The sequence below is a fragment of the bacterium genome (assembly GCA_039961635.1).
Lineage (GTDB): Bacteria > 4484-113 > 4484-113 > JAGGVC01 > JAGGVC01 > JABRWB01.
Genome location: JABRWB010000084.1, coordinates 1 through 13183, shown reverse-complemented (window position 1 = coordinate 13183; position 13183 = coordinate 1). Strand labels below are relative to the sequence as shown.

The window sequence follows — 13183 nt, the reverse complement described above, 5'->3', positions numbered from 1 at the left end:
ATATCCTGCCTAGACTGCATATGGCAGCGATTTAGAGGAAGGTTGGCCATGCGTAGCGATAAGTTTGAAACCGATTCGGACGAGCAAAACGCAACGGGCGCCAGGTCGGATATCGGCGAACTTCGCACCGAAGTAGCCAAGGCTGCCGAGAAGCCGGACACGACCGGGCACTTGGTTTGGATTGTCATCGCGATACTCATTTTCAGTCTGTTTTCTTCATACATCGCCGGCTCCGAGGCTGCTTGGAAAGCACTTACACAATACGATCCACTCTCGTACGCTCCGTCGGCTCCCGGATGGCTGCTGGACTTGGCCGAAGTATATGGCAGTTCGCCTTCGTTCACCTCCAATCTAACTTTTGCAGGCGCGGGCGTGCTTTTGCTGCTCTGTGTTTTTTCGCTTTTCAAGCGTTTCACGTGGCGTTGGATTGTTTATTTGTTCGGCTTGCTTGTAATCGGCTTTTTCGTGAACGCGATGAGCTGGATTATGGATGTACACGGAGAACAAGAAAACCTGAATCCCCTGATGCTTGAGCCAAATATAATCCACATTCTTCTCGGAGCGGCGATGGTCGCGCTGTTCGCGATTTGGATGGGCGAAAAGTTTCGATTCGGCCGCACGCTTATAGTTTACTTTTGCGCCGCGTTCGTCTTCTTTGAAATACAGTATTCCTATTTGGCAAGGTTGGTAGTGGAATATTCGATCGAAAATGCCTCTTATGCGTTCCCATATTTGGGCGCAAAATACGCCGCCCTTAACGAACTTGTCTCCGGATTGTTATTGCTGGGCGGGCTTGTCCTTTTGATGGAATCGCTTGCATTTTACAGCGGTCACGTTCAAGTTAAAGGCATTGTTTTTATGCTCATAGTCGTAGCGATTCCCGCAGCGTACCTGCTTTGGGATGCCCAGAGCGCGGGAGAATACGCTGTTGCTTCCGCAGACGCTCCCAAGGTTTATGGCGGCGTGGCGCGGCATTTTCAAGTTCCACCCCCTTCAAAACATTCATATCGCCGAACGGCGTACATCGTCTCGCACCGCGGTACATCCAAACTTGAGCTGGAGATAGAGCCGCGATTGCGGGAATTACTGGAAAGCCGGATTGGTGGATTAAAAGGGGGATTGACTGGGCCGTTGCCTACCGATTTCGATTCGCTTGCAGGCGCAGATATGCTTTCATCAGCGATGAACAACGTGGATTTGGAACTTTGGCAATGGCCCGTTGCTTCCCTCAAGTGGCTGGGAGCTGCCGACAGGGAAACTGCCGTCAGTTTTGCGCTGCCTTGGTTTGTGCACGGCATCGTGGACGAGAACGGCTTGAACCATTTATCCCAAGCGATCGGCGCTATGAGTTTCCCCCCCACGGCTTTGAAAATCGAGCTGGCAAAGCAACTTACACACCGCGGACAGTTTGTAATGGCGGAGGAACTGCTGAATCCCATTCGCGCCGAAACCGAGCTGTTTTTGAAACGCGGGAATCTGAAAAGCAAAATCAACGAAGCCGGACTGTCGGCGGCAGAGGAAGAACTCGCTTCTGCAAGAGAGTTCGGCGCGGGCACCTTTACCTTACGCGTGCGCGTTCTTGACGATTCAACCCCGGTTTGGACCGCGCTTGTCGGCCTTCAATGCTTGGGGCACTCCGCCGCAAGTGTCGATAACAGCACAATAGGCGAGGCTCCGGTAGACAATCCATCAGACTTACTGACTTCCTTCCGCAAAGTGGATTCCTTGGGCGAAGCGGTGTTCGACAGCTTCACCGGAGGAAGATACCGTCTCGTGGTGCTGAAAAGCTCGCTTTCCGACCCGGAAGATCCGTTCCCGGGCGACGCGGTGGCGGAAGGTCTGCCCGAACTTTGCGAGCCGGGCGGCAATTACCTGGTTATTGTTAGGTTCTAACAAATTACCCTTGTTATTGGCAGTTTTGAAAACCGCCGCGCTGGTTCATCCGGCAAAAGTTGACAAAACCGCAGAAATATTATATGTATATAACTTGTTCCGGTCGCCTGCGCGCCGGCATTTTCTTGGCGGAATTTGAATGATTGTTGCGGTTTACCCCGGCAGTTTTGACCCGTTTACCAACGGCCACCTGGACATTCTAAATCGCGCGGCGAATTTGTTTGAAAAGGTGATCGTGGCTGCTTCGTCGGGGGGCCGCAAGTCGCTGACGTTTTCACTCGAAGAAAGGCTTGGCTTCATCGAGCATGCGGCGGCGAAGTTTTCAAACGTGCAGGCGGCAAGTTTCAGCGGCCTTCTTGTGGAGTTCGCATCCCGTATGGGGGCCAAAGTTATCATCAGAGGTCTCCGTGAAATCAGTGATTTCGAGTATGAGTACCAAATGGCCGTGATGAACAGCAAGCTTGCGCCGGAAGTGGAGACCGTGTTTTTGAGTACATGCAGCGATTATTACTTTGTTTCGAGCAGCTTGATCAAGGAAGTCGCGGCGCTCGGCGGAGATGTTTCCGGACTGGTCCCGCCCGATGTTTTGACGGCACTGCAAAGGAAGTTCCGTTCCGCAGGTGAATCCGACGGAGGAACAAATCTTTCCGGTGAGGGTGGAGGTTAACCTCGAATGGCGAAAGAAGGGAAATCTGAGCACGATCGTCCGCAAAGCAGGATCGAGCAGCTGGTGGACAAGCTCACCGAGCTTGCCGACAGGCCCTCGTTTTGGATTACTTGGACCGGCGGCAAAGCCATCATACCGGAAGAGGACTTCATCAATATTTGCAACGAATTAGTCGAATCCCAGCCCGAAGAAGTGATGGAGGCCCGAAAGATTCTCGCCAGGCGCGACGACATACTCCGGAATGCGCACGAGGAAGCCCAGCACGTGCTTGAGACTGCCCAGCGCAGGCTTGACGAGATGACGAGCGAGCAGGAAATTGTCCGCCAAGCACACAGAGAAGCCGATAGAATCATCCGGGATGCCGAGGTGAGAGGCGGCCAAATCAGGCTCGAGGCGCTTGAATACGTTTATGTCAAGATGGAAGAGCTGGAACGCCAGTTCACGGCATCTTTGAACACGGTAAAGAACGGAAAACAACTGCTGGAGAAGGAACTTGCCCAGATTTCGGCACAAAGCGCGGATAATGCTCCCGATGCCTGAATTCGGGTAAGTTTTCGGCTCCAATTGGGTATACTGGTACTGGTAAAGCGGGGCTTGCCCCGAATGCGGATTGTACAAATCGAGGTGAACTTGATGAATCGGGCTAACTTGAGTGCGTTGGTCGTCATCTGCGTTGTCGTGTTAACGTTTGCTCTGGCATCGTGTGGCGGAGGCTCCGGCGCGCCTACCGCGCCTCCGGACACCGGCGGTCCCAGCCAGGCTCCGACCGATCCCGGCACAAATCCTCCGGGCAACATAAATATCTACGATAACGGCGGGGTTCCTCCCGAGATTTCTGGAGTCGACCAGTACGACGGCAGGCCGAGTCCCTTTAAACCTCCTGTCATTTCCGGCCCGCGCGACGATGAGGTCGCAGAGGAGGAGTTCGGCAGTTCAATCCTTGTGCTGCCTCAAAACAGCTCCGGGCTCGGAACTTTGGTGTTGAAGAATTTCGAGGCAGGGCAGAAAGCGGTTTTGGTTACGACCAACCTCGATCCGTTTTACCTGAACTTCACTGTCGGTTCATCAAAGGGTTTGGGATTTCAATTACCGAACTCAACGTATTACTTCACTGCGGACAATCTCCAAAAAGTTACAAGCAGCACCGATTCGGCGCCCGCCCCGGAAGTGTTCGACGTTTCGGCCACTCCCTATAAGGGAATTAAATTCGGTCCCGACGAAAAATTGGATCCCAGCATTTTGGGTGAGCGCGAACTGGAATATGCGCGGCAGACCGGTTACCTCGACCAGGTTACCGAAGTTACGCGGCGGCCATCAACGCTTTCCAAAGGAGTTGTGCGCACGTTCACCGCAGTTGAAGCCACCATACAAATGCCGCCAATTGACGATCCCACGGCAACCCAGCCGCCGGAAGAACCGCTTCAATGGCCGTGGATTTATCAATTCCAGGACGGCCGCCTGATTGGCGTCGGAGCACATTGCTATGTTTTCCTTTCCACGGAAATCAATAACGGTTACCCGGATGGCACCAAGTTCACCCATCAAAGAATTCAATCTTTGATCCAGGAGTTCGATTCGAAAATTTTCCCGGTTACCCAAGCGGCGTTCGGCCCGGTCCGTACATACAACGAGGAAACGATATACTTCGCGCCAGATCGGTCCATCCGTTTGACTCCCGATGATTTCGACGACGACGGCAACTTGATTGGTTTTGAAGAGCCCAGGCGCGACGACCAAATCGAGAAAGATAACAGGATCATCATTGCGATTCTGAACGGCGTCGCACCGGGCGGCGGCGGATTCTTCATCTCTCCCCAAAACCGTCCGCAGGAAGATCCCGACCAATCAAGCCCGTATCAGGACGCCCCGGAAATCAACTGGGACGCTTTCAGCACTATATATCTCGATCCCGCTAACTTCCCGGATGACAGCGACGATTGGTCCGGAGCATTTTCCGTTCTCGCCCACGAGTTTCAGCACAAACTTCATGCCGACAATTCGGTCAGCAACTCGACTTGGCTGAACGAGGGATTTTCAATGTTGTCCATTTACTTGAACGGGTATTCGATCGAAAAGAACAACGTCATCGGCTTTTTCCGCAACCAGCTCGAGGAGTTCATGGCCAATCCGGAAGTCAACGCGATGTACAACGACGTTTCGATCGACCAGAACCAAAGCACTCTATACGCCACTTGGTTCCTTTACATGCTTTACGTTCTCGAACATTACGGACCGGGCACCATCCGGTACTTTTACACTACGCCCGGCAACATTCTCGACAGGCTTCAGCAGGCAACCGGCGAAACCCCGAGATTCACTTTTGAAAAGTGGATTCTGGCGAACTATATAGACGGGCTTGATGTGCCTCCGATGAACGATGATGAAACTTTGGATGAGTACATCGAAAGGGTTCCGCTTGGAGACCCGAGGTTCCGCTATGCCACCTTTGACATGAAGGGGCGTATCGGCGAAACAAGCGATGTTTTGCCCGGCGTAAACGTTCATCGTTTCCCACGGACCCCTGAATACTATCCGGTGGATTCGCCTCCTCAAATCGTGAAGCCTTGGTGCGCTCAATACGTGCTCTTCGAGAACGGCAACGGCGGCGATCTTAGGATCTTCGTTGATGCCGATGCTAATTACCGTACGTTTGTCCTGCCGGTCCACTACGACCCCGCAACCACCGAAACTAAGATTGATACGGATGTATTTATTCCGTAGTTTCAGGCTTGCTTATGTATTCATCAATCCCCGGGGAAACCCGGGGATTTTTTTCACGAACTGGCATGTCTGCTGCAAGGGAGGATTTGCCCGAAGTATAATGCGGTGGCAAATCCACTTTTTGGGGCTTGAAATGAAAGTTGCGATTGTTGGAGGCGCAGGGCGCGTCGGAATCAACTTTGCGATTTCGCTTTTTCTTTCCGGCTACGCCCGCGAAATTGTGCTGGTAGATGTATTGACCGACGTTGCTGACGGCGAAGCGCTGGACTTGAGGCATGCCACTTCGCTGGTCGGTAATGTCACTTTCGACAGCGGCGACATTTCCAAGGTTGCCGGGGCGGATATAGTCGTTATCACGGCGGGGAGTCGGCGAAAGCCCGACCAAAGCCGTTTGGACTTGATCCGGGTCAATGTCGGAATTCTGGACGAAACGATCGAGGGTATAGTCAAGTACGCCCCCGGCGCGATGATTTTCGTCGTCTCGAATCCCGTGGATGTTTTAACCTACCGCGCTTTGGTGAAAAGCGGCGTTTCACGCACAAAGGTATTCGGCCTTGGAAATGTCCTGGACATGGTCAGGTTCAGGAGCCTTTTGGCGGCGAAGTTTGGATGGAATCCCCTGGACGTTAATGCCTACATAGTCGGCGAGCACGGCGATGCAATGGTACCTCTTTGGAGCCAGGCTTCCTACGGCGGCATTCTGTTCCGCTGCTTAAGGAGCGTTTCGATGTCCGACATCGAAGCGGTGTTTGAAGAGACAAAAAAAAGCGGCGCGGAGGTCATCAGAAAGAAAGGCGGAGCGGGCTGGGCCGTCGGAATCAGCATAACCGAGGTGGTAAAAGCCATCGCCACCGACAGCAAGGCCGTGTTGCCCATTTCCACGGATCCAGATGGCAAGTACGGAATCTCCGGTATTGCCCTGTCTTTGCCCACGGTGGTGGGGAAGAGCGGAGTCGAGGGATACTTGGATTTCGAAATCGAAGCCGCCGAGATGGACGGTCTGGCCAAGGCGGCGCAGGTTTTGAAGGAAACGTACGACACCATCTAGGCTTGAGGGAACAGCTTGGCGGGCGTCAGGGCCGCCGAAAAAAATTTTTCTTTTTGGCGGCTTTTTTGGGCCATGATATTTGACAAACCCGAAAGTGTCCGATATAATAAGATGAGTTGCCTTGTGCCACCGGGGAAGCAGCCCGAATCCGGTCTCGGGCTGGGTGTTGGTGGGCAACTAAACCATCCAATCCCTACATTTTGCAGGAGGTGAAGGGTCAAGTGTTCAAGCGTAGCAACGGTTTTACACTAATCGAACTCCTGGTGGTGATCGTCATCATCGGGATTTTGGTTGCCATCGCCCTCCCCAACTTTCTGAAGATTAAGGAAAAGGCCAAGGAAGCGGAAGTGAAGCAAAACCTTCACTCCATCCAGTTGTCCCTGGAGCGTTACTCCACGGACAACGAGGGTCTTTACCCCTTCTATCTTTACGGCGGGGACGCGCTAATCAACATCGGCACGGTCTGGGCCCGGTATGGCAAGTACTACGGTGGCTGGAGTACAAACGGCCGCAACCCGTATGACAACTTCGTGTACGGGACCGATAGGAACGTTCCAATGGGCGACGCCCTTATATTTGAGGGCTACATGACCAAGTATCCCAAGAATCCGTTCACCGGCGACAGCCAGGCTTGGGAATACGGCCAAAACGGCGCCGAACGGGGATGGCAATGGTGGTACGCCTACGGCGGAGTTGACGGCAAGTTGATGTTCGGCCTCAACCCGTACGGTGAAGGCGTGCTGATCAACATGGTTCTGACTACACAGCAGAACGAAGTCGCCCTCAACTATCCCGGAGGCTTTTGGTACCACCCGCGTTTCGGCGACCAGGCGACTAACGGGGAGCACCTTTATTGGCAGTGGAGAGACACTGGTAACGGATGGGGAACAGTTACCCAGTGGCTTGGCGGCCAAATCGACACGGCTTACGAGATTTTCTCCAATGACGTTACCGGTTACGACCTTGGATGCGTCGGTTCCGCGACAAACAAGGGATTCGACGTTGACAGGGATACACCCAATGCAAGTCCGTTCAACTCGGCCGCATCGCACAAAATGCGTTGCGGATATCTGACGAACGGCCAAGAGCGTAACCCCTACAACGCTGCCAATCAGTACAAGCCTTGGACTGAAGGCGACGGCTGGGGAGACTTCTACATCATTTACCTGAACGGCGGACTTGACGTCAAGCCCGGAATGGGTGAAGCTGACGCAGGTTAGCGGTTGGGTAATTTCCGCTTGGATAGTGTTTTGGTTGTTTAGTTCACCAGGGGGTGACCTAGGTTGAAGAGAGGATTTACGCTGATTGAATTGCTGGTGGTCATAGTGATCATCGGCGTTTTGGTGGCGATTGCGCTGCCGAACTTCATCAAGATCAAGGACAAGGCCCGCGAGGCCGAGACCAAACAGAATCTTCATGCGATTCAGATCGCTCTGGAAAGATATTCCGCGGACAACGAAAGCGGCAAATATCCTTTCTGGATTGCCGGCGGCGACTGGTCAGATTCTTGGACCATCAACCAGCGCTATTACGATCTGAACATCACGGATGAAGATATTAACGAGCTTCCTCCCTCAAAGAGGAATCTTCAAATTGCGCCGAACGGTTTCGGCGACACGCTCATTATGGAGGGCTATCTCGAACGCTCCCCAAGGAACGCGTTCATCATTACCACCAGAAAGGGCGAGGCGGTAGCCAGCCGCCGGATTCAGCACTACCATCCGGCCTGCAGCTTCTGCGCCGATCCATCGGGAATGCGCAGAGACCAAATCGGCGGTATCGAAAACAACCTTATGGTTGAAATTCTCGGTCCGCCGATGGCCCAACGTCTCCATTTCAGTGGTGACGAATATGTGATACCGGTTTACACCATTACCGGCGGTCTTACCGACCCGGACAGGTGGCCGGTTTCGTTCACGTCGGTGGGCCAGCCGCTTCTGGTTGGCAACTTCCTGTATTACACGTTCTTCGCTTCGACGAAGTACAACTGGATTTGGTACAACGCTACCGGCGAGCCGGCGGGGTACCACTTGTGCGCATTCGGTATGAAGCTGAATGCGGCGATGGATGTTTACGACCGCAATGCAAACTGGCCGGATAAGGCGCGTACCGCATCTTGCGAATACGGCACCCCGCCAGTAGGCCTGCCTTGTCCGACTACGCCGAACGCTCCGAATACTTCTACGCAGTCCCGCGGAGGCCCGGACGGTATCAAGGACGGTGTGATCGTCGTTCTCGATTCAGGCGGCGACGCAAAGAGCACGAACCTTGACGACGCGGGTCAGTAAGCTTCGATCCGGATACTTCAATTAAGCACTTCTGACCGGGGAATTGTCCTTAGGATTTGTCCGAGGGCAGTTCCCCGGCACTATAATCGAGGGCTGATAGCCATGAAAAACCGTGGATTTACATTGGTTGAAATGCTGGTGGTTGTTGGGATCATAGGTATCCTGGTGAGCCTTGCAATACCTAACTTCCAGCGCATCAAGGACAAAGCCAAGGAATCGCAGGTCAAACAGAACTTGCATTCCCTTCAGCTCGCCCTTGAGCAATATTCAACCGACAATCAAGGCGTTTATCCCCCATGGATATACGGGGGGGATTTTACGGACTCTTGGACCATCAGCCAGGAATCCTGGGACAAGCTCACTGCGGATGACGGCTTTGAATTGGGCGGCCAAATGGTTACTTCCCGGCCCGGCTGGTGTGAGCCCGCCGGTCCCGGCGACGGTGACGCGCTTTTGGAATACGGCTACCTGGGCGAATATCCCCGCAATCCGTTTACGCTCACGAATAACGTAGATCGCAACAACGCTCCGGCTCGCGGCCCGATCAATCAAAGAAGCGACGGAGTCACATCCCAGAGAGATACAGGCGGAAGAAACAACAACCTGATGTGGGAAATATCGGGCGGCCCGCCGAAAAACCAGGGTCTGCGGCCGTTGGGACATCCCGGTTGGAAGTATTTGTATCCGGTTTACCCGCACGATCAGGCGACGAATCAGCTAAATCCCGGCGGCGTGCGAGAAACATCCACCGCACTTCTCGGTAACTTTTATTACTATACGGTTAACCGCGACAACAAAAGTTGGGGCGACTACAATCCGAACTCGGTGGATCGAACCGTGGATCCGTCGCTTCAAGATCCGCCGATTTGGGTTATTGGATATAAGCTGGTTGGCTACGGCGCGCTCTGGAACAAAGGAACGGACGTCTACGACGTTTATGGTGAATTTGAGGAGCATTGCCGAACAACAAGAACCGGCCCGGACGCGCCGGTAAATGCCGGTCCGGGCGGCCAGGACGGCACCCGCGACGGAGCCATAGTTGTACTTTCCTCGGGAGGCAGTGAAACCTTGTCACCCGGCGACCAAGCCTAGCGGTATCTTGGCGTTCTGCAATTTCAAAGTGGTTTCGCGCCGCTAGCTGTTGGCCATTATTTCTTTGACTTTGGCGGTTATGGCGAGCGCTTCTTCCATGGGGCGTTGCCACATGTTGCGCCCGAAAATGAGGCCGGTGGCGCCTGCTTCCATGCTCCATCGAACCTTTGTAAGCAGATCGTCGTCGCTCACTTTACTGCCGCCGCTAACCAACACGAAAGCTCGGCCCGCGCTTTGAACCACGCGCTTGAATGCTTCTGCTTCGTGTATGTCGAGATTCCGGTATTCCTGCGGAGGCTCGCCGACTTTTGCCGAATCGTACTTCAGTTTGGGCAGGTTTACTTTTACGATGTCGGCACCGCACTCTTCCGCGACGCGGGCCGCGTAATCAACAGCATAAAAGTGATCGCGACCTCCCTTGCGCTCGATTGCTTCGCCGCGCGGGTACGCCCAGACGATCAACGGCATTCCATACCGATCGCATTCGCACCGGACATCGGTTAACTGGCCGATGTCGTCACCCTGCGCTGGGCTGCCAACAAACAACGTATAGCCTATGGCGTCGGCACCCAGCCTGACAGCGTCTTCCACCGTTGCTGTCAGCGGGCTGAATGCCTGTGCGTCGCCGGGGATGGAAGTTTTTCCGTTGATTTTCAGCACCAGGGGAATTTCCCCTGCGTACTCCTTGAGGTACTTGGAGGCCAGCCCGTAATGCAAAGCGATGGCGGAATAGCCTCCGCGTCTCGCAAGCTCGTACTGGTACTTCGGGAACTTGCATTCCGGATTCGAAACGAAATCAATCGGGCCGTGCTCCAAGCCTTGATCTATCGGCAGGATAAGCAGCTTCCCGTTGCCGGGGCCATGCTCATACATCATCCTGTGCAGCCTGACGCGCTTGCCAAGCGGCAGATCAAGTTCATCAAGTTTCGGACGCTTGTAATACTCGCTCATATATTCCTCCGTTCTTTTGCGGCGGTCGGCCCGCCGCAAGTATGCATATCTTACAACACGCTCAAAACAGAATCATCTAAGACCGATATATTCAAGTCCAAGTCCAAATTCCCGCTTTGCAAAGCTTCGAAAAGCGCGCAGCGATCTCCAGAATCCGCCTGCTTTGACTCCGTATTCCGCGCCCCACATTCGGGTGAACTTAAGCTGATTGCTGCGCATTACTTCCCATTTTTTTTTTGAGCCGGCGCTTGGCCCGATGCTGCCGTCGTGGCGATGCAAAACCATGGACTCTCCGCAGGCGACGACGCGCATTCCGGCGGCCTCGATCCTTGCGCCAAGTTCGACATCCTCCCAGAAATATGGAGCGAAAATCGGATCGAATCCGCCAAGCTTCTGGAAATCCTGCCTGCGCATAGCAAAAAAAGCGCCGCATAAAACCGAATCCTCCAGATCCGCATTGACCTCCCGTTTCGGTTTCCGTTTCAGCCACAGCAGGCCGCGGTTCGCCCATATTTCGTTCAGGTTCTCGATTTCGGCAAGCGCGGAGTTGAATATCAATGGCATCGCGGCTCCGATATCGGGTTCCGCGAGTGCTTTCGATAGTGCATCCAGCACATTACATAAAGGGTATTCTGCGTCGAATTCGATATCCGAGTTTGAAAACGCGATCAGCCTTCCCATCGCGATTGCTGCTCCCCTGTTGAGCGCCGGCCCGAATCCGAGATTCTTACTGTTTACAATCAACTTGAAATCAAGTGTCTCTTGTGCTTGGGCAAGGATTTTGCCGCTTCCGTCGGGGCTGCAGTCATCTACAACGACGACTTCGGGGTTTGAATTTTCAGGAGATGCGCTTCGAATCGCGCCGATGAGCCCAAGGGTCCTTTCCGCATTCGTGTAATGCGGTATGACAATCGTCCACTCCTTTGGCGACGCGTAACTAAACACAGGACGCCTGGATTCTAGCAAAAACGCAATCCGGCGCGGGATTGGAAAAATGGCGGTGTTATAATCGCGGTTCGCCGAACCGCGGGCGCAAAGGAAGATCGCATTTGAGTTTGGACCTCCAATCGGGCTTTGACGAGCTGCTTTCGGGCCTCGCGCAGATATCGAGCCAGAGTGAGGAGTCTGTCGCAGAGGACCAAATAACGCAGCTCGCCGTGGGGGAGGTGCGCAATTGCGCTGTGCTTTTTGCCGACATCAAAGGATTCACCGCGCTTTCGGAAAAGCTGCGCGCGGAAGAGGTGAAGCTCATAATCGACCACAGCTTCAAAATCTTCACCCAGGAAATCAAGCGGTACAACGGCCTAGTGGACAAATACATCGGCGACTGCATCATGGCCGTTTTCGGCAGCGAGGTCGCGGGGGACAACGACAGCGAACTTGCGATCCGGGCCGGGCTTTCGATGCTTGACCGGCTCGAACAAATCAACTCGCTGCTGAAACCGAAGGGGATTGAGCTGGGGCTGCGTATTGGAGTAAATTACGGCGAAGTTGTTTACGGCTCCGTAGGAGAGGGCAGAGACAAGGACACTACCGTAATGGGCGACACGGTGAACACCGCCCAGCGGATGGAGGCCAATGCGCCTGTCAACGGATTGCTCATTACCGCAGGTACGAAAAAATATCTGGGCGACATATTCATATACGAAGACCGCGATCCGATATATGTTAAAAACAAGGCCGAGCCTGTTGAGGTTGCGGTTGTCCGTGGGATTAATCACTGCTCTGTTGAAAGATGGCAGCGATCGGCCTTCGCGGGAAGAACCAAATTCGTCGGCCGCTCCGAGCAAATTGAGCTGCTTATTTCCCTTTATGAAAAGTGCGAGCGCGGCGGGGAAGGGAACCAGCTTGTTTTGATTGAAGGTGTTCCCGGAATCGGCAAGAGCAGGCTGGCGTATGAATTCCGCCAGGTGTTGAAGGAGCGCTCCCGGCCTGGATTGCGGGCGTTAAAAACTGGCAATCCTTCCTACACGACCCGGCCGTATTACGCGATAACGGGCCTGCTGCGCCAGTATTGGGAGATGGACGAACTTGAAAAAGCCGATGTGACGCGGGAAAAACTCACTCTGGGCATAGAGGAGCTTGCGCGCTATTCGGCGGATCAAGCGGCCTGCGCATCCACGTTGCCGATTATAGGCAATCTTCTTGGCTTGGAATACGATGATCCAAGGCTAAAAATGGATGCGGCGAGCCTCGAAACGGAGCGGAAAATCGCTTTTAAGCATTTGTTTTCGGCGATCGCGGAAAGAGAAAAATCACTTTCCGCTTGCCCGCTTTTGATCATCGTGGACGACATCCAGTGGGCGGATGACGCATCGTTGTCGGGGCTGCTTACAATCGCCTCGGAAGTTGAATCTTCGCTTCCGGTATTTCTGCTGGCGCTTTCCCGCAACGACACGCCGGTTCCGGAGGATTGGAAGGAATTCGCGGGATTCTTCTCGATGGAACTCCATCCGCTTTCGGCCGCGGATTGCGCCGAAATCGTTTCTAGCATGATGCCCGGAATAAATATGCCTGCAAGGC

At 53.9% G+C, this 13183-nt stretch carries 11 protein-coding genes; 9 read left to right on the top strand and 2 right to left on the bottom strand.

From position 1 onward, the window contains the following. The first annotated feature begins 48 nt into the window (after positions 1–48). From HRF49_11320 to HRF49_11285, 8 genes are all read left to right on the top strand, one after another. Positions 49–1893 (top strand): hypothetical protein, encoded by a 1845-nt coding sequence (locus HRF49_11320; GenBank protein MEP0815237.1) that lies wholly within the window; start codon positions 49–51, stop codon positions 1891–1893. Positions 1894–2032: 139 nt separating this feature from the next. Continuing rightward, entirely contained in the window at positions 2033–2560 is a 528-nt protein-coding gene (gene coaD / locus HRF49_11315) for a pantetheine-phosphate adenylyltransferase (GenBank protein ID MEP0815236.1), read from the top strand. A 6-nt stretch (positions 2561–2566) separates the two neighbouring features. Then, positions 2567–3100, top strand: a complete 534-nt coding sequence (locus HRF49_11310; protein ID MEP0815235.1) for a hypothetical protein — start codon at positions 2567–2569, stop codon at positions 3098–3100. 93 nt (positions 3101–3193) lie between these two features. Continuing rightward, positions 3194–5281, top strand: a complete 2088-nt coding sequence (locus HRF49_11305; GenBank protein ID MEP0815234.1) for a hypothetical protein — start codon at positions 3194–3196, stop codon at positions 5279–5281. A gap of 133 nt (positions 5282–5414) precedes the next feature. Further along, a complete protein-coding gene (locus HRF49_11300) occupies positions 5415–6329 on the top strand; it encodes a malate dehydrogenase (protein MEP0815233.1) in 915 nt (304 codons plus the stop codon). Between the two features lie 197 nt (positions 6330–6526). Beyond that, a complete protein-coding gene (locus HRF49_11295; protein ID MEP0815232.1) occupies positions 6527–7549 on the top strand; it encodes a prepilin-type N-terminal cleavage/methylation domain-containing protein in 1023 nt (340 codons plus the stop codon). Positions 7550–7612: 63 nt separating this feature from the next. Next, positions 7613–8617 carry a prepilin-type N-terminal cleavage/methylation domain-containing protein gene (locus HRF49_11290; protein ID MEP0815231.1) on the top strand — a complete coding sequence of 335 codons (1005 nt, stop codon included), beginning with the start codon at positions 7613–7615 and terminating at the stop codon, positions 8615–8617. 102 nt (positions 8618–8719) lie between these two features. After that, entirely contained in the window at positions 8720–9709 is a 990-nt protein-coding gene (locus HRF49_11285) for a type II secretion system protein (protein MEP0815230.1), read from the top strand. Between the two features lie 42 nt (positions 9710–9751). Here HRF49_11285 and HRF49_11280 read toward each other — a convergent pair whose 3' ends face one another. Continuing rightward, a complete protein-coding gene (locus HRF49_11280; GenBank protein MEP0815229.1) occupies positions 9752–10660 on the bottom strand; it encodes a fructose-bisphosphate aldolase in 909 nt (302 codons plus the stop codon). A gap of 72 nt (positions 10661–10732) precedes the next feature. After that, on the bottom strand, positions 10733–11605 hold the full coding sequence (locus tag HRF49_11275; GenBank protein ID MEP0815228.1) for a glycosyltransferase: 873 nt from the start codon (positions 11603–11605) through the stop codon (positions 10733–10735). Positions 11606–11715: 110 nt separating this feature from the next. On the opposite strand from HRF49_11275, the gene HRF49_11270 reads away from it, so the two are divergent. Then, positions 11716–13183, top strand: a 1468-nt coding sequence (locus HRF49_11270; GenBank protein MEP0815227.1) for an AAA family ATPase, incomplete at its 3' end; no start/stop codon positions are given.